The organism is Streptomyces sp. NPDC051664 (genome assembly GCF_044453545.1).
GTDB lineage: Bacteria > Actinomycetota > Actinomycetes > Streptomycetales > Streptomycetaceae > Streptomyces.
This window is the reverse complement of sequence record NZ_JBITCU010000018.1, coordinates 40,493-56,918: the sequence shown is the minus strand read 5'-3', so window position 1 is coordinate 56,918 and position 16,426 is coordinate 40,493. Positions and strand designations below refer to the sequence as shown.

Below are 16,426 nucleotides of genomic sequence, written 5' to 3'. Positions count from 1 at the left end.
GGATGATTCCCTCAAGGGAGAATCTCCGGTCCGGCCGCCGCGGCGACCCGTCGATAGTGGCATGGCCCGGCTGGGTCCGTCACCCGGGTTTACCCCCGTCCGGCGGGCTGTGTGCTGTGCCAGTCCGGGTGCCCCGGCATCGGCGGGGTCTTCGTCCCGTACAGCCAGCCGTGGAAGAACGCGGTCAGGTCACGCCCCGCGATCTGCGACGCCAGCCGGACGAAGTCCTTCGTGGTCACGGTGGAATCGCGATGGGTGCTGACCCAACGGCGTTCCAGCTGGTCGAAGGCGGGCTCGCCGATCTCCTGGCGCAGCGCGTAGAAGACCAGTGCGCTGCCGTCGTACACGGCCGGCCGGAAGATGCTGATCTTCTCGCCGGGCGCCGGGGCGGCGGGGCGGGCGGGCGGGCCTCCGGCGGCGCGCCAGCTGTCGGACCTGGTGTATGCGTCGCGCATCCGGCGTTCCAGCGGCCGCTTGGCGTGTTCCTCGGCGTAGCGGGCCTCGTACCAGCTGGCGTGTCCTTCATTGAGCCATAGATCGGACCATGCCTGCGGGGAGACGCTGTCGCCGAACCACTGGTGGGCCAGCTCGTGCACCATGAGTGAGTCGACGTACCACTCGGGATAGATGCCTGAGGTGAACACGGACCGTTCGAAGAGCGTGAGCGTCTGGGTCTCCAGCTCGAAGCCGGTCTTCGTGTCGGCGACCAGCAGTCCGTACGTCTCGAAGGGGTAGGGGCCGACCTGCCGCTCCATCCACTCCAACTGCCCCGGCGTCTTCTTCAGCCACCGTTCGAGGTCCTTGGCATCGGCGGCCGGCACCACGTCGCGAACCGGCAGTCCGTGGGGTCCGGTCCGCTCAAGGACGGTGGAGCGCCCGATGGAGACCTGGGCCAGCTCGGTGGCCATGGGGTGTGCGGTCCGGTACGTCCAAGTGGTCGAGGAGCCGTGCCGGACCTTGCCTGCGGGCAGGCCGTTGGCGACCACCGTCAGTTCCTTGGGTGCGGTGACCCGGAAGGTGAAGTACGCCTTGTCCGCCGGGTGGTCGTTGCTGGGGAAGACCCGGTGGGCGGCGTCCGCCTGGTTGGCCATGGCGAGGCCGTCGGAGGTGCGCAGCCAGCCGCCGCTGTTCTGGTCGCCGCTCGGGTCGCTGGTGTGCCGGACGGTGATGTGGAGCGGCACTCCGGCCGGAAGCCTGCCGGGGGCCTCGACGACCAGGTCCTCGTCCGCGGCGGCGAAGTCGGCCCGCAGACCGTTGATGTCGACAGTACGGACAGTGCCGCGGGCGAAGTCGAGGTTGATCCGGTCGAGCGGCTCGGTGGTCCGCGCGTCGATCGTGGTGACGGCGTCCAGTGGCTTGTTGTTGCCGTGATAAGTGAACCCGATGTCGTAAGAGAGGACGTCGTAGCCCGGGTTGCCGAGGTGAGGAAAGAGCGAATCTCCGATGCCGAGCGGCACGGGTGCGGGCAGGGTGGCGGCGACGAGGGTGGCCGAGGCAGTGGCCAGCAGGGCGGCCCGCAGGCGGCGGGGGATGAACGGCATGGACTACGGCTACCAGCGAGGACCGCCGGGTCCGGGTGCGGCGCGCGCCGCGCCACTCGAACGAGGGCCGGTGCGGCGGCCGGGCGCTGCGAGGCGGTGGTTCAGACGGCGGCGGCCGGATGCTGGGCACGGCTCACGTCGTACACCCCCGGCACGTCACGCATCGCACGCATCAGCGCGGGCAGTCCGGCGGCGTCCGGGAGCTGAAGGGTGTAGGTGTGCCGGACGCGCTGCTCGCTGGGTGGTTCGACGGTGGCGGCGATGATCGCGGCGTCCGCTGCCGCGATGGCCTCGGTGAGATCGGCGAGCAGCCGCGGGCGTCCGAAGGACTCGGCGACGAGGGTGACCCGGCAGGCCGCCGCATCGCCCCAGCCGACCGCGACGGGCGTCCGGCCGGCGGCCTGCATCCGGGCCACCGCGGGACACTCCTGCCGGTGCACGGTGACGGCGCCGCCGCGGACGGTGAATCCGGTGACGGCGTCGGGCGGTACGGGTGTGCAGCAGCCCGCGAGACGCACGGTGGCGTCCGGCCGGCCCACGACGACGGTCGCCGCGCGGTCGGCGGACCGGTCGCTTCCGGAAGGTGCCGAAGCCATGGGCTGCGGTTCGGGCCTGCGGCCCACGGGCCGGCTGCCGTAGGAACCCTGGAGGTCCTGCGGGTGGGCGCCGAGCCAGCCGGTGATCGCGATGCGTGCGGCGGGCGTACGGGCGTGGTCGAGCCAGTCGGGTGAGGGACCGGACGTCGCGTCCTCGGCCAGCAGCAGCTGCACGGTGTCTCCGTCGCTGAGCACGGTGGAGAGCCTGGCGAGCCGGCCGTTGACCCTGACTCCGATGCAGCTGTGCGCCTCATCGCCGTACTGCGCGTAGGCGGCATCGACGCAACTGGCCCCGGCGGGGAGGCCGAGGGTGCCGCCGTCGGTACGGAAGACCGTGATCTCGCGGTCCTCGGCCAGGTCGGCACGGAGGGTGGTCCAGAAGGTGTCCGGGTCGGGGGCGGACTGCTGCCATGTGAGGAGCCGGGAGAGCCAGCCGGGCCGGGTCGGGTCGGCGCGCTCGCCGTCCGCGGGTTCGGCCGTCTGCGGCGCGGAGGTGCTGTCCGCGGTGTGGGGGTTGCCGAGCGCGATGACGCCCGCTTCGGCGACGTTGTGCATCCGATGTGTTCGGATGAGGACTTCGGCGACCACGCCACCCGGGCCGACGACAGCGGTGTGCAGCGACTGGTAGAGGTTGAACTTGGGGGCCGCGATGAAGTCCTTGAACTCGGAGATCACCGGGGTGAAACAGGTGTGGAGTTCGCCGAGGACGCCGTAGCAGTCGGCGTCCTCGCCGACAAGCACCAGCAGGCGGCCGAAGTCGGTGCCACGCAGTTCGCCGCGTTTGATCCGGACGCGGTGCACGGAGACGTAATGGCGCGGCCTGATGAGGACTTCGGCGGGAATTCCGGCCTCCCGCAACACGGCTCTGACGTTCTCGGCGATGGTGGAGAGAGGATCGGCGGCGGCGGTGGGGCCCGCTTCGCCCGGGGCGGCCGACCCTGGTGACGCTGCGGCGATCAGTGCCCGGGTGTGTTCGTACTCCTCGGGGTGGAGGATCGCGAAGACAAGGTCCTCCAGCTCGGTCTTGAGCGCCTGTACCCCGAGCCGTTCGGCGAGCGGGATCAGCACATCGCGGGTGACCTTGGCGATTCTGGCCTGTTTCTCGGGGCGCATCACCCCGAGGGTGCGCATATTGTGCAACCGGTCGGCGAGCTTGATCGACATCACCCGGACGTCGTCCCCGGTGGCGACAAGCATCTTGCGGAATGTCTCGGGCTCGGCCGCCGCACCGTAGTCGACCTTTTCGAGCTTGGTGACGCCGTCGACGAGGTAGCAGACCTCTTCGCCGAACTGCTCCCGCACCTGATCAAGGGTTACCTCGGTGTCCTCGACGGTGTCATGGAGGAGGGACGCGGTGAGCGTCGTCGTCTCGGCGCCGAGTTCGGCGAGGATCAGCGTGACCGCGAGCGGGTGTGTGATGTACGGCTCACCGCTCTTGCGCATCTGCCCCCGGTGGGAGGACTCTGCCAGGACATAGGCCTTGTGCAGGACGGTCAGATCGGCGTCCGGATGATGGGCCCGGTGGGCCTCGGCGACATGGCCGATCGCATCGGGCAGCCGGTCGCGGGAGACGGGTCCGAGCAGGGCGACCCGGCCGAGCCTGCGAAGATCGATCCGGGGACGGCCTCGTCTGCGGATGGGAGCACCTGGGTCGGTGGCCTCTGCGCTCATGGGGGCACCTCCGGCAAACGTCGACCGGCGGTGGGGAGGTGCGGACGCGCCTCCGGGCCGGTGCTTGATGCTACCGACCCCACCACGTGGCGGAGTCCGGCTCTCGCTCAGCGTGAAACGGATCACCCATTCGAGCGAAGCTTCAGCCGGTCACCGTTTCGAGCCAGGCCGGATCGATCATGCCTTCGGCGACGATGACAGCGGCCCCGGTCATCTCGATCTCGCCGTCCGGCTGCTCGGTGATCAGCAGGGTCCCGCCGGGCAGATCGACCCTGTACGTGACCGGAGTGCCCGTCTGAGCGGGGTCGGCGCCGTCCCTGCGGGCTGCGGCGACGGCCACCGCGCAGGCGCCGGTGCCGCAGGAGCGGGTCTCGCCGGAACCGCGTTCGTGAACCCTCATCGCGACGTGGCGCGGTCCGCGGTCCACGACGAACTCGATGTTGACGCCGTCGGGGTAGACGGCAGCGGGGGTGAACGGCGGTACGGAGCGCAGCTCACCGGCGTGCCCCAGGTCGTCGACGAAGGCGACCGCGTGGGGGTTGCCCATATTGACGTTCCGGGCGTCCCAGCTGCGGCCGTCCACCGTGACGGTGACGCCAGCGCCGGGAAGCAGGGCGCGCCCCATGGAGACCGTGATGTCGCCGCCCTTGGCGATGTGGACCTTCTTCACGCCGCCCCGGGTCGCGACCGCGAGATCGCCCTCCTCGACGAGCCCGGCGCGCTGCAGATAGTGGGCGAAGACCCGCACACCGTTGCCGCACATCTCGGCGATGGAGCCGTCGGCATTGCGGTAGTCCATGAACCACTCGGCCTCGCCCGCCATGGCTCGCGCCTCGGGATGCGCGGCAGACCGCACGACGTGCAGCAGACCGTCACCTCCGATACCGGCCCGGCGGTCGCAGAGCCGGGCGACGACGGATGCGGGCAGGTCGATGGCGTCGTCCGGGTCGGGAACGATCACGAAGTCGTTCTCGGTGCCGTGGCCCTTGAGGAAGGCGATCTGCGAGGTGCTCACAGGGCAACTGTACGAGGCCGCACCGACAGCGGGCGAAGGCGGGCCACGCGGTCGACGGGCCGAGCGAAGGCGGGACGGCAGGGACGAGACGGGCCGGCCGCGCCGGGATCCGCGTCAGCGCAGTCGGGCCACGCGCCAGACGGCCAGCGCCACCAGCACCCCGCACACGGCCACGTACAGCGCGATCACGCGCCAGTCGGGGCGCTCGCCCATGCCCCTGGCGGGCAGGCCCGGCCAGGTGTGCCCGACCCGGCGGGCGGCCATCATGCCCCAGCCGGCGGCGCAGCAGCTGATCAGCAGTCCCAGCATGGCGACTACCGCACCGCCGTCGCCGAACTCGAAGGCGAGCGGAAAAGCGAACATCAGCGAGCCGACCGCCGCGAGCATGACGATCGGGGCGAGCTGCCAGATCCGCAGACGGCGTGCGGGCCGCAGCTCGACCTCCACCTCGGGGGTCACCTCGAGCTCGTCGGGCCCGTCAGGGCTCAGACGTCCCGCCTCGTGCTGCGTGTCCGGTGCGTCTTGTTCTGTGTCGCGAGGGCCGGCCTCCATCGCCACGCGCCCTCCCAACTCGGACTCCACTGGTCGATCGATGCTCGATGATGGCACGCTCCCGGTCACCGAAATGACGGGCAGGGCTTCCCGATGCCATCACGTGATCAGGCTGTAACCGCTCGTTCGACCAACGCCAGCGCCTCGTGCGGGAGTTCCCGGCGGTGGTCGGCGGCACCATTCAGCCACCGGACACGCGGGTCGCGGCGGAACCAGGAGTCCTGACGGCGCGCGAAGCGTTTGGTGGCGCGTACCGTCTCGGCGCGGGCCTCGTCCTCGGTGCACTCCTGCACCAGAGCGGCAAGCACCTGCTGATAGCCCAGCGCACGGGAGGCGGTTCGCCCCTCGCGCAGCCCCTGCGCCTCCAGGGCGCGCACCTCGTCCACGAGCCCGGCCTCCCACATCCGGTCGACCCGGAGGGTGATGCGTTCGTCGAGTTCCGGGCGAGCCACGTCCACCCCGATCTGAACGGCGTCGTAGACCGCTTCGTCGCCCGGAAGATTGGCGGTGAACGGCTTGCCGGTGATCTCGATGACTTCGAGGGCCCGGACGATGCGCCGCCCGTTGCTCGGCAGGATGGCCCGGCCCGCCTCGGGGTCCGCGGCGGCGAGCCGGTCGTGCAGCGCACCGGAGCCGTGCTCCGCCAGTTCCTGCTCCAGCCCGGCGCGTACACCGGGGTCCGTACCGGGGAACTCCAGGGCGTCGATGGCACCTTTCACGTACAACCCGGAGCCGCCGACCAGGACGGGGGTGCGGCCCTCGGCGAGCAGCCGGTCGATCTCGAGGCGGGCCAGTCGCTGGTATTCGGCGACGCTGGCGGTCTCGGTGACGTCCCAGATGTCCAGCAGCCGGTGGGGTACGGATCCGCGCTCGGCGAGCGTCAGCTTGGCCGTGCCGATATCCATCCCCCGGTAGAGCTGCATGGAGTCGGCGTTGACCACTTCACCGCCGAGCTGCTGGGCAAGAAATACCCCCAGATCGGACTTTCCGGCTGCGGTGGGACCGACGACGGCAATGACCCGCGGTGCGGGAGATGGACTTCTCACCGCCCCAGTCTCGCAAACCTCCGGACCCCTTCCTGAACCAGCTACGTGCGACTTCCTGAGCCCGGCTACGTGACGGTGCGAGGCCGGAGGCGTCCGCAGCCCCGGCGCGCACACGAGCCGCGAGGGGCGCAATGAGGCTCCCGGTCGGCGCGGGATTACGTTCGCCCGAGTAAAATATTGAGCAGATATGGGCGTTATTCCACAGTTTCGCCAGTCGTCCTTCAGGGCGGTCGGGGAAGCGGCAGCCGCCATCACAACGACTGACGAGACGCAGAGGACGCCCGCCCTCAGTCCCCCAGCAGAGAAGGTGTCCGATGGGCCTCATGGACAGTCTGAAGGCCAAGCTCAGCCCGGCAAGGGACAAGGTCGGCGATTTCGCGCAGCAGCATGGAGACAAGATCGACCAAGGACTCGACAAGGCTGCTCGGACGGTCGATCAAAAGACCAAGGGCAAGTACACCGACAAGATCGAGTCCGGCACACGAAAGGCCAAGGATGCGGTCGAACGGCTGTCCCACAAGAGCGAAGGCGGTATGCCGCCGACTCCCTGACCTCGACACCCTCATGTCATGGCACACACCTGACGCCCGTGGAGCCGCATCGCTTCACGGCCGTCGGGCGTCCGGCCCTGGCTCCGTGTGACGCGTTCTCAGAACCAGGTGGCGACCATGTATCCCACCCCGTACGGGGCGCCCTCGTAGAGCAGCCGACCGCTCAGGCCGGCCCCCTCCGCGGCGCCCGCCAGCACCTGCCACGGCGCCCGGCCCGCCACCTTCAGTTCGTACGCCAGTGACTCGTCCAGCGCGCTCAGCGCGGCGAGGTCCGCGGCGGCTAGAGCCCGGGACGCCTCCGTGTCGAACGAAACGGCGCGCTCGTCCAGGTAGCCGGGGGCTTTGAGCGTGCGGCAGGCGCTGCCGTCACCCATGACCAGCAGAGCCACCCGGTCGGCCCTGGCCGCCAGCTCCCGCCCGGCGTTCGCGCAGCGCTCGGCCTCGAGCGTCTCGCCCACCCCGAGGCCCTCGACCGGGGCGTCGGCCCAGTCCGCACGGGCAAGCAGCCACGCGCCCACGGCGAGGGACGGTGGCAGCGGACGCTCCACCGAGGCGCCGAGGTCTCCCCCGAGCCCCAGCCTCACATCGAGATCGACGCCGAACCCCTTGAAGGAGCCCTGGTTCCCCTCGGGATGCGGACCGCGCCCGTCGACGTCCGCGGGCCCGATCACGATCAGCAGGTCGGGGCGGGCCGCGGCGAGCACGCCCAGGGCGTCGATGCACGCGGTCCTCGCGGCGTCGAGCTCGGACGCGGCGCCGGCGGCGACCTCGGGTACCAGCAGGGGCGGACAGGGGCAGACAGCTGCGGCGACAAGCATGCTGGGCAGCGTACTGCGTCGGCTTTCTCCCCTGGTCGCACGTCCTGAGGACTCCTGCCGCCTGCGGACTCCCGTCGCCCGCGAGCTTGCAGCCAGCGGGTCACCGCCTTCCGCTGCTGGTCAGTCGCACCCGCAGCCGGGAGCCGACGCGGCCGGCAGCGGCGCCGGTGCGCCGATGCCGGGCAGCCCCAGCATCACCCCGGCCGGCTTGGCGGCCTCGGCCGCGGTGCGCTTCTCCCAGGCGTCGCCGGAACGGGTGCGCCGTACGCTCAGCGGCGCGCCCTCGGCGAGCAGGTGGTGCGGGGCGGCGTAGGTGATCTCGACTGTCACCACATCGCCCGGCCGCACGTCCTCGTCCGGCTTGGTGAAGTGGACCAGACGGTTGTCGGGAGCGCGGCCGGAGAGCCGGTGGGTGGCGCCGTCCTTGCGGCCCTCGCCCTCCGCGACCATGACCTCCAGGGTCCGGCCGACCTGCTTCTTGTTCTCGTCCCAGGAGATCTCCTCCTGGAGGGCGGACAGGCGCATGTACCGCTCCTGGACGACCTCCTTCGGGATCTGCCCCTCCATCTCGGCGGCCGGGGTTCCGGGGCGCTTGGAGTACTGGAAGGTGAAGGCGTTCGCGAAGCGCGCCTGGCGGACCGCGTGCATGGTCTGCTCGAAGTCCTCCTCGGTCTCGCCGGGGAAGCCCACGATGATGTCGGTGGAGATGGCGGCGTCCGGCATCGCGGCACGCACCTTCTCGATGATGCCGAGGAACCGATCCTGTCGGTACGAGCGGCGCATCGCCTTCAGGATCGTGTCCGATCCCGACTGCATCGGCATGTGCAGCTGCGGCATCACATTCGGCGTCTCGGCCATCGCCGCGATCACGTCGTCCGTGAAGTCGCGGGGGTGCGGCGAGGTGAAGCGGACCCGCTCCAGGCCCTCGATCTTCCCGCAGGCCCGCAACAGCTTGGAGAAGGCCTCCCGGTCCCCGATGTCGGAGCCGTACGCGTTCACGTTCTGACCGAGCAGGGTGATCTCGGAGACACCCTCGTCGACCAGCGCCTCGATCTCGGCCAGGATGTCGCCGGTCCGGCGGTCCTTCTCCTTGCCGCGCAGCGCCGGGACGATGCAGAAGGTGCAGGTGTTGTTGCAGCCGACGGAGATGGAGACCCACGCCGCGTAGGCGGACTCGCGGCGGGTGGGGAGGGTGGAGGGGAACGCCTCCAGGGACTCGGCGATCTCGATCTGCGCCTCCTCCTGGATACGGGCGCGCTCCAGGAGCACCGGCAGCTTGCCGATGTTGTGCGTGCCGAAGACGACGTCGACCCACGGGGCCCGCTTGACGATCGTGTCGCGGTCCTTCTGCGCGAGACAGCCGCCGACCGCGATCTGCATCCCGGGCCGCTTCGTCTTCATCGGAGCGAGCCGGCCGAGATTGCCGTAGAGCTTGTTGTCGGCGTTCTCCCGCACCGCGCAGGTGTTGAAGACGACGACATCGGCGTCACCGTCGGCGCCCTCGGGCGCACGTACGTAACCAGCGCCCTCCAGCAGCCCCGACAGCCGCTCGGAGTCGTGGACGTTCATCTGGCACCCGTAGGTGCGCACCTCGTACGTTTTCAAACCCTCTACCTCGCTCATCTCGTCCACCAGGGTACGAGGTCGCGCGGCCCTCCCGCCGCCCCCTTCCACAGGCCCGGCTCTGGCCATCGCGCTCAGTGACCTGGCAGGATCGCGCCATGCTCGATGCACTGTCCCGTACCGGCCGGCGGCGAGCCCTCCAGGGGGGCGCCGCGACGGTCGTCGTTCTAGGGCTGCTCCTGTGGTGGGTGCTGCCGCTCGGGGAGCCCACCCCGAGCGGGTCGCTGACCTTCAGCACCGGGGTGCGCAGCGGGGTCTACCAGCGCTACGGCGAGCGGCTCAGAGGGGCACTCGCCAAGGACATGCCAGAGGTGTCGATACGGCTGCAGACCTCGGAGGGCTCCCAGCAGAACATCGAGCGGGTGGCCACGGGGAAGGCCGACTTCACCATCGCCACGGCCGACGCCCTGGCCACGTATCTGCGGGACGACAAGCCGGGTGCCGAACGACTGCGCGGCTGCGTGCGGCTGTACGACGACTACGTCCAACTGGTCGTGCCCCGGGACTCCGACGTGCAGCAGGTCTCGGACCTCATGGGCAAGCAGGTCGGGGTGGGGCAGCCGGGTTCGGGCGTGCGGCTGGTCGCCGACCGTCTGATGACTGCTGCGGGTCTTGATCCGACGCATGACATCACTCCGGTTCCGGCCGGTATCGACACGATGCCGAAGCGGCTGGAGAACGGCCTGCTCGACGCGTTCTTCTGGTCCGGCGGGCTGCCGACCACCGCGGTGCAGGAGTTGTCGGACCGGTTCGCGATCAGGCTGGTGCCCTTGGAGGACCCGCTGATCAAGCAGCTTCAGGCCGGCGGCGGGTCGACCCGCTACTACCGTTCGGCCATGATGCCTGCCGACGCCTATCGCAACGCGCAGCGGGGACAGGCCGTGCCGACGGTGGCGGTCGCCAATGTGGTGGTCACCACGGACCGTACGGATGACGCGATGACCGAGGCGTTCACCCGGACCGTGATCGACAGCCGGGACCGCATCGGGCGCGAGGTGCACGCGGCGCAGTTGGTGGACCTGCGGACGGCGATCTACACGAATCCGCTGCAGCTGCACGACGGGGCGAGACGCTACTACCGCTCGGTCAAACCCTGACACTGGGTGGTGGCGTCCCGCGCGCTTCCGCCCGGTCGAGCCCCTCAGTGCGGAGGTGGCGCCCCCGCACCCCCGTGCTCTCCGTGCTCGGCCGCACGAAGGCGTGCCCCCACGCCGGTACCGCGCGCACTGTCAGCCGTGCGGACCGTTGCGCGGGACCGTCACCGTCACCCGCAGTCCGTGGGGCTCGTGCGGTGCGTACGTGAGGGAGCCGCCGCCCGCAGCGAGCAGGGCGCGCGAGATGGAGAGCCCGAGACCGGATCCCCGCACGTTCTGATGCCGGGTGCTGCGCCAGAAACGGTCACCGATCCGCTCCAGTTCCTGGTCGGTCAGGCCCGGCCCGCGGTCCGCGACGACCACCGTGACATCCTCCCGGCCGGAGGCGACCGTCACCCGGACCTCCTCACCGGCGGGGGTGAACTTGCACGCGTTGTCGATGACGGCGTCGAGGGCGCTCGACAGTGCGACGGGGTCCGCCCAGGCGGTCACGGCGGATGCCCCGTCCGCCGTCAGCCGTACCCCGCTCTCCTCCGCGAACGGACGCCACGAGGTGACCCGTTCGGCGGTGAGCGCGCCGATGTCCGTGAGCTGGAGATCGGCTGCGGTGTGCTCGGCCAGCGCCAGGTCCAACAGGTCATCCAGAACCTGACCGAGCCGCTTGCCCTCCGTACGGACGGAGGCGATCTCCTCGTTTCCCTCAGGAAGTTCGAGCGCGAGGAGTTCGATGCGCAGCAGCAGCGCGGCGAGGGGGTTGCGCAGCTGGTGCGAGGCGTCGGCGACGAAGGCGCGCTGCTGCTCCAGCACTTCTTCGACGTTGTCCGCCATCTCGTTGAACGACCGGGCCAGGCGCCTGAGTTCCGGCGGTCCTCCGGAGGCCACCACCCGGGATCTCATCCGGCCGCTGGCGATGTCGTGCGCCGCCGCGTCCAGGGTCTCCACAGGCAGCAGGACCCAACCGGTGAGCCGGATCGCGGCACCGACGGCCACCAGCATCGCGACCACTTCGCCGACCGCGATCAGCAGCCAGCCACGTATCGTCCGGGAGCGCATTTCACTGGTGGGCGAGTCGAGAACCACGACGGCAACCACATCGCCGTCCCGCACGACGGGCGAGGCGACGACGACCCGGCCGCGCTGCCAAGGCCAGACCTGTGGCGGATCGTGGCTGCGGCGCCCGAGGAGCGCCTCGCTGAACGCCTCCCGCCCCTCACCCTCGACCGGGAGCCGCCAAGTTGCCGGAGCCACCGCCATGGCGCTGCGGTCGCGGTAGAAGACGCCGGCCCGGATCCCGTACACCGAGTCGTACGTCTCGAGTTCGTCCTGGAGCGTGCGACGCCGTTCATCGGTGCCGCTGGTCTGTTCCGCGACGAACTGGGCCAGCGCGGCGAAGCGTGCCGTGTCGTCGATGCGATCGATCACGACGCGCTGCTGCTGAGCGGCGGCCACGCTGACGGCGAGCGGGAAGCCGAGGGCGAGCAGCACACCCGCCATGAGGATGATGAGCAGGGGAAGGAGACGGGTACGCACCTGGGACGTACGCCCTTACGCGGACGGGGCGACGAGCCGGTAGCCGACCCCGCGCACGGTCTCGATCAGTGCGGGCAGCCGCAGTTTGGAACGCAGGGACGCGACATGCACTTCGAGCGTGCGGCCCGTTCCCTCCCAGCTGGTGCGCCACACCTCGCTGATGATCTGCTCCCGGCGAAACACCACACCCGGGCGCTGGGCGAGCAGCGCAAGCAGATCGAACTCCTTGCGGGTGAGCTGGACTTCGGTGCCGTCGACGCTGACCCGGCGGGTCGGAAGTTCAATGTGGACATGGCCGAGCCGCAGCGCGGCGACGGGCGTCGGCACCGTGTCCTCGCCGGTCGACTTGCGCCTGCTGACCGCGTGGATGCGGGCGAGCAGTTCGCCGGTGTCGTACGGCTTGACGACGTAGTCGTCCGCTCCGAGGTTGAGGCCGTGGATCCGCGACCGGACATCGGCCCGCGCGGTCACCATGATCACCGGCGTGGAGGTGCGCTTACGGATCTTCCCGCACACCTCGTAGCCGTCCTGGTCGGGCAGTCCGAGGTCGAGGAGCACGACCCCGAAGGGTTCCGTGTCCGCAGGCAGAAGGGCCATCAGGGCCTCCTCGCCACTTCGCGCGTGCACGACCTGGAAGCCGTGCCGGGCGAGCACCGCGGACAGGGCGGCCGCCACATGGTTGTCGTCCTCGACGAGCAGCAGTCTCATGGCCCCCCTTCCTCTCCGCGATGAGGTCTCTCCCGCGGCGCTGTCTTCAAGCGCTTCCGAGCGCTTGTCCATACTTCCCGGTACTTCCCCGTACCGGGGTGTTTCACGTCAAGGTCTATCAGGGCATCCACGCCGATGACCGGTACGTCAGTCAAGAGCCCGCCCATTACATCGAGGTTTCCGTTATGCACCCGGTACGCCCCCGCTACCTCTTCCACCGTCCCGTTCACGCGGTGTGTCCGGTTGCCGCCGGATCGTTATGCTCAATTTCCGCTCAGATGTAATGACGGTGGTCGCACTGCGTCATTAGGGTCCTTCCCAACCGAGGAGGACGGAGCAAGAAGCCGATGAGCGGAGTTTCAGTGACCAAGGCCGCCGAGGATGCCGTACCTGCGGCGAACGACCTTGTCGTACTGAGCAACGTCAACAAGCACTTCGGCGCGCTGCATGTGCTCCAGGACATCGACCTGACCATCGCCCGGGGCGAGGTCGTGGTCGTCATCGGGCCTTCCGGGTCCGGGAAGTCCACGCTGTGCCGCACGATCAACCGCTTGGAGACGATCGACTCGGGCGCGATCTCTATCGACGGCAAGCCACTGCCCCAGGAGGGCAAGGAGCTGGCCAGGCTGCGTGCCGATGTCGGCATGGTCTTCCAGTCGTTCAATCTCTTCGCGCACAAGACGGTGCTCGAGAACGTGATGCTGGGGCAGCTCAAGGTCCGCAAGGCGGACAAGAAGGCTGCCGAGGACAAGGCACGGTCGCTGCTCGACCGGGTGGGCGTGGCGACGCAGGCCGACAAGTACCCCGCCCAACTCTCCGGCGGCCAGCAGCAACGGGTCGCCATCGCAAGGGCGTTGGCGATGAACCCCAAGGTCATGCTCTTCGACGAGCCGACCTCGGCGCTCGACCCGGAGATGATCAACGAGGTGCTGGAGGTCATGCAGCAGCTCGCCCGGGACGGCATGACCATGGTCGTCGTCACCCACGAGATGGGCTTCGCGCGCTCGGCGGCCAATCGTGTCGTCTTCATGGCGGACGGGAAGATCGTCGAAGAGGCAACGCCCGACCAGTTCTTCAGCAACCCGCGCAGTGACCGTGCCAAGGACTTCCTTTCGAAGATCCTGCACCACTGATTTCCGGATCAGCCGTTCACTCACATCGCGTCAACTCTAGGGAAGTTCACCATGCAGCTTCGTAAGGTCACCGCCGCATCGGCCGCCGTGCTCGCGCTCGCTCTCACCGCCACCGCCTGTGGCTCCTCCGATGACAAGGGCGGCGACTCGGCGGGCGGCGGCAAGAAGATCACGATCGGCATCAAGATCGACCAGCCCGGTATCGGTCTGAAGACGCCCGACGGCAAGTACACCGGTTTCGATGTCGATGTCGCCACGTACATCGCCAAGGAACTCGGCTACGACGCCAAGGACATCAACTTCAAGGAGACCAAGAGCGCCGACCGCGAGACGGCGATCGAGCGCGGTGACGTCAAGTTCATCGCCGCCTCCTACTCGATCAACGACGAGCGGCTGCAGAAGGTCGACTTCGCGGGCCCGTACCTGCTGGCGCACCAGGACATCCTGGTCCGCTCCGACGACAAAACGATCAAGTCGCCGGCCGACCTGAACAGCAAGAAGCTGTGCTCGGTGACCGGCTCGACCTCGGCCCAGAACGTCAAGGAGAAGCTGGCGCCGAAGGCCCAGCTGCAGGAGTACGGCGGCTACTCCGAGTGCCTCACCGGCCTGGAGAACAAGGTTGTCGACGCGCTGACCACGGACGACAGCATCCTGGCCGGCTTCGCCGCGCAGAAGGACTTCCAGGGGAAGTTCAAGCTGGCCGGCTTCAAGATGAGCAACGAGAACTACGGCATCGGCCTGAAGAAGGGCGACGCCGACCTCAAGAAGAAGATCAACGACGCGCTCACCAAGATGGTCTCGGACGGCTCCTGGGAGAAGGCCGTGAAGGCCAACTTCGGTCCGGCGAACTACAAGAACGAGCAGGCCCCGAAGATCGGCAACATCGTCAAGTGAAGCAGGGCTGACCCGGCGCGCCGTCCGTGAACGGCGGCGCGCCATGCCCTCCTACACGCGGAAGCGCGGGAGATCGTGTTCGACTTTCTTGAAGGTTACGACCTGTTGGGGGCTTTCTGGGTGACGGTGCAGCTCACCGTCTACTCCGCCCTCGGCTCCCTCATATGGGGAACGCTGCTGGCCGGCATGAAGGTCGGTCCGGTCCCCCTCATGCGCGGTTTCGCCACCGCCTATGTGAACGTCGTCCGGAACATTCCTCTGACCGTCATCATGGTCTTCTCGTCGCTGGGTCTCTTCCAGACGCTCAGCATCAAGCTCGGGGCCAGCGATTTCACGGACATCAACTTCCGGCTCGCGGTCCTCGCGCTGATCGTCTACACCTCGGCCTTCGTCTGTGAGGCGCTCCGGTCGGGCATCAACACCGTGCCGGTCGGCCAGGCGGAAGCAGCGCGTGCGCTCGGTCTGAGCTTCACGCAGGTGCTCCGTCTGATCGTCCTTCCGCAGGCCTTCCGCTCGGTCGTCAATCCGCTGGCCAACGTGCTGATCGCGCTGACGAAGAACACCACGGTCGCCACCGCAATCGGCGTGGCCGAAGCGGCATACCTGATGAAGGAAATGATCGAGGCCGAGGCGCAGCTGATCCTGATCGCCGCCGTCTTCGCGTTCGGATTCATCTGTCTGACCCTCCCGACCGGCCTGATACTCGGCTGGGTGAGCAAGAAGGTGGCGGTGAAGCGATGACTTCCGTCCTCTACGACGCCCAGGGGCCGCGCGCCAAGCAGCGCAACATCCTGTACACGGTCCTCTTCCTGCTCGTCGCCGCTGCCGCGGTGTGGTGGCTGTACGACAGCCTGGCCTCCAAGCACCAGCTCGACTGGATCAAATGGAAGCCGTTCTTCACCAGCTCCCAGCCATGGCAGACCTACATCTGGCCGGGACTGCAGAACACCCTGAAGGCAGCGGCGTTCGCCCTGGTCATCGCTCTGCCACTGGGTGCCCTCTTCGGAATCGGGCGGCTCTCGGACCACCGGTGGGTGCGGATGCCGGCCGGCGTCGTCGTGGAGTTCTTCCGCGCCATCCCGGTGCTGATCCTCATGATCACCGCGAACCAGGCGTACTCCGAGTACACGACGATCAGCAGCGAGTCCCGCCCGCTGTACGCCGTGGTCACGGGTCTGGTGCTGTACAACGCCTCGGTGCTCGCCGAGATCGTACGGGCCGGGATCCAGTCCCTCCCCAACGGACAGACGGACGCGGCCAAGGCGATCGGTATGCGCAAGGGCCAGACCATGCTGTACGTGCTGCTTCCGCAGTCCGTGACCGCCATGCTGCCCGCGATCGTCAGCCAGCTCGTCGTCATCGTGAAGGACACCGCCCTCGGCGGCTGGGTGCTGACCTTCCCCGAGCTGCTGGCGTCGGTCCGCCCCATGAGTGCGAACTACGGCGCGAACACCATCGCGTGCTTCACGATCGTCGCTCTGATCTACATCGTGGTGAACTTCGCGCTCACCTCGTTCGCGAGCTGGCTGGAGGGCCGGCTGCGGCGCAGGAAGAAGAGCTCGGGTGCCGTGGTCGGTGCCGGACCCGGCGGCGGTCTGGAGACCATCGGTGCGCCGACGCTCAACATCGACGACGGACGCGGCGTCTGACGACT

The 16,426-nt window shown here is 68.9% G+C and carries 15 protein-coding genes; 6 read left to right on the top strand and 9 right to left on the bottom strand.

The genetic code is table 11. The annotated features are described in order from the left end of the window. Positions 1-89 precede the first annotated feature (89 nt). The 5 genes from ACIA8E_RS27925 to miaA form a co-directional block, all read right to left on the bottom strand. Positions 90-1,541 carry a M1 family metallopeptidase gene (locus ACIA8E_RS27925; protein ID WP_399302059.1) on the bottom strand — a complete coding sequence of 484 codons (1,452 nt, stop codon included), beginning with the start codon at positions 1,539-1,541 and terminating at the stop codon, positions 90-92. Positions 1,542-1,642: 101 nt separating this feature from the next. Continuing rightward, a complete protein-coding gene (locus tag ACIA8E_RS27920; RefSeq protein WP_399302058.1) occupies positions 1,643-3,808 on the bottom strand; it encodes a RelA/SpoT family protein in 2,166 nt (721 codons plus the stop codon). A gap of 142 nt (positions 3,809-3,950) precedes the next feature. Further along, positions 3,951-4,823: a diaminopimelate epimerase gene (dapF, locus tag ACIA8E_RS27915; protein WP_399302057.1), complete on the bottom strand. Its 873-nt coding sequence runs from the start codon at positions 4,821-4,823 to the stop codon at positions 3,951-3,953. A gap of 114 nt (positions 4,824-4,937) precedes the next feature. Next, complete coding sequence (locus tag ACIA8E_RS27910) at positions 4,938-5,375, bottom strand: hypothetical protein (protein ID WP_093777337.1); 438 nt, start codon at positions 5,373-5,375, stop codon at positions 4,938-4,940. Positions 5,376-5,482: 107 nt separating this feature from the next. Further along, positions 5,483-6,421 carry a tRNA (adenosine(37)-N6)-dimethylallyltransferase MiaA gene (gene miaA, locus ACIA8E_RS27905; protein ID WP_399302056.1) on the bottom strand — a complete coding sequence of 313 codons (939 nt, stop codon included), beginning with the start codon at positions 6,419-6,421 and terminating at the stop codon, positions 5,483-5,485. 323 nt (positions 6,422-6,744) lie between these two features. Between miaA and ACIA8E_RS27900 the strand changes: the two genes are divergently transcribed. After that, positions 6,745-6,972 (top strand): antitoxin, encoded by a 228-nt coding sequence (locus ACIA8E_RS27900; RefSeq protein WP_234432894.1) that lies wholly within the window; start codon positions 6,745-6,747, stop codon positions 6,970-6,972. A gap of 98 nt (positions 6,973-7,070) precedes the next feature. On the opposite strand, the gene ACIA8E_RS27895 is transcribed toward ACIA8E_RS27900, so the two are convergent. Together ACIA8E_RS27895 and miaB are read right to left on the bottom strand one after the other, a co-directional pair. Continuing rightward, positions 7,071-7,790, bottom strand: coding sequence for a class III extradiol dioxygenase subunit B-like domain-containing protein (locus ACIA8E_RS27895; RefSeq protein WP_399302055.1), 720 nt, complete (start codon positions 7,788-7,790; stop codon positions 7,071-7,073). Positions 7,791-7,910: 120 nt separating this feature from the next. Beyond that, positions 7,911-9,413, bottom strand: a complete 1,503-nt coding sequence (gene miaB, locus ACIA8E_RS27890) for a tRNA (N6-isopentenyl adenosine(37)-C2)-methylthiotransferase MiaB (protein WP_399302054.1) — start codon at positions 9,411-9,413, stop codon at positions 7,911-7,913. Between the two features lie 98 nt (positions 9,414-9,511). Between miaB and ACIA8E_RS27885 the strand changes: the two genes are divergently transcribed. Then, positions 9,512-10,510, top strand: a complete 999-nt coding sequence (locus tag ACIA8E_RS27885; RefSeq protein ID WP_399302053.1) for a TAXI family TRAP transporter solute-binding subunit — start codon at positions 9,512-9,514, stop codon at positions 10,508-10,510. 132 nt (positions 10,511-10,642) lie between these two features. On the opposite strand, the gene ACIA8E_RS27880 is transcribed toward ACIA8E_RS27885, so the two are convergent. Beyond that, the gene (locus ACIA8E_RS27880; protein WP_399302052.1) at positions 10,643-12,037 is read right to left on the bottom strand and encodes an ATP-binding protein; all 1,395 of its coding nucleotides are present in this window, start codon (positions 12,035-12,037) and stop codon (positions 10,643-10,645) included. 15 nt (positions 12,038-12,052) lie between these two features. Continuing rightward, a complete protein-coding gene (locus ACIA8E_RS27875; protein WP_399302051.1) occupies positions 12,053-12,745 on the bottom strand; it encodes a response regulator transcription factor in 693 nt (230 codons plus the stop codon). 347 nt (positions 12,746-13,092) lie between these two features. Between ACIA8E_RS27875 and ACIA8E_RS27870 the strand changes: the two genes are divergently transcribed. The 4 genes from ACIA8E_RS27870 to ACIA8E_RS27855 all read left to right on the top strand — a co-directional run bounded on the left by ACIA8E_RS27870 (position 13,093) and on the right by ACIA8E_RS27855 (position 16,421). Then, the gene (locus ACIA8E_RS27870) at positions 13,093-13,878 is read left to right on the top strand and encodes an amino acid ABC transporter ATP-binding protein (protein WP_267001031.1); all 786 of its coding nucleotides are present in this window, start codon (positions 13,093-13,095) and stop codon (positions 13,876-13,878) included. A 51-nt stretch (positions 13,879-13,929) separates the two neighbouring features. Continuing rightward, positions 13,930-14,772: a glutamate ABC transporter substrate-binding protein gene (locus ACIA8E_RS27865; protein ID WP_399302050.1), complete on the top strand. Its 843-nt coding sequence runs from the start codon at positions 13,930-13,932 to the stop codon at positions 14,770-14,772. Positions 14,773-14,847: 75 nt separating this feature from the next. Next, complete coding sequence (locus ACIA8E_RS27860) at positions 14,848-15,513, top strand: amino acid ABC transporter permease (RefSeq protein WP_399302049.1); 666 nt, start codon at positions 14,848-14,850, stop codon at positions 15,511-15,513. Continuing rightward, positions 15,510-16,421: an amino acid ABC transporter permease gene (locus ACIA8E_RS27855; protein ID WP_399302048.1), complete on the top strand. Its 912-nt coding sequence runs from the start codon at positions 15,510-15,512 to the stop codon at positions 16,419-16,421. The genes ACIA8E_RS27860 and ACIA8E_RS27855 overlap by 4 nt, the downstream gene beginning before the upstream one ends. The last annotated feature ends 5 nt before the right edge of the window (positions 16,422-16,426 follow it).

Excerpts from the sequence above, each read along its gene's own strand:
- ACIA8E_RS27925 (WP_399302059.1), bottom strand. The coding sequence starts at position 1,541 with ATGCCGTTCATCCCCCGCCGCCTGCGGGCCGCCCTGCTGGCCACTGCC.
- ACIA8E_RS27920 (WP_399302058.1), bottom strand. The coding sequence starts at position 3,808 with ATGAGCGCAGAGGCCACCGACCCAGGTGCTCCCATCCGCAGACGAGGC.
- ACIA8E_RS27910 (WP_093777337.1), bottom strand. The coding sequence starts at position 5,375 with ATGGAGGCCGGCCCTCGCGACACAGAACAAGACGCACCGGACACGCAG.
- ACIA8E_RS27900 (WP_234432894.1), top strand. The coding sequence starts at position 6,745 with ATGGACAGTCTGAAGGCCAAGCTCAGCCCGGCAAGGGACAAGGTCGGC.
- ACIA8E_RS27895 (WP_399302055.1), bottom strand. The coding sequence starts at position 7,790 with ATGCTTGTCGCCGCAGCTGTCTGCCCCTGTCCGCCCCTGCTGGTACCC.
- miaB (WP_399302054.1), bottom strand. The coding sequence starts at position 9,413 with ATGAGCGAGGTAGAGGGTTTGAAAACGTACGAGGTGCGCACCTACGGG.
- ACIA8E_RS27885 (WP_399302053.1), top strand. The coding sequence starts at position 9,512 with ATGCTCGATGCACTGTCCCGTACCGGCCGGCGGCGAGCCCTCCAGGGG.
- ACIA8E_RS27875 (WP_399302051.1), bottom strand. The coding sequence starts at position 12,745 with ATGAGACTGCTGCTCGTCGAGGACGACAACCATGTGGCGGCCGCCCTG.
- ACIA8E_RS27870 (WP_267001031.1), top strand. The coding sequence starts at position 13,093 with ATGAGCGGAGTTTCAGTGACCAAGGCCGCCGAGGATGCCGTACCTGCG.
- ACIA8E_RS27865 (WP_399302050.1), top strand. The coding sequence starts at position 13,930 with ATGCAGCTTCGTAAGGTCACCGCCGCATCGGCCGCCGTGCTCGCGCTC.
- ACIA8E_RS27855 (WP_399302048.1), top strand. The coding sequence starts at position 15,510 with ATGACTTCCGTCCTCTACGACGCCCAGGGGCCGCGCGCCAAGCAGCGC.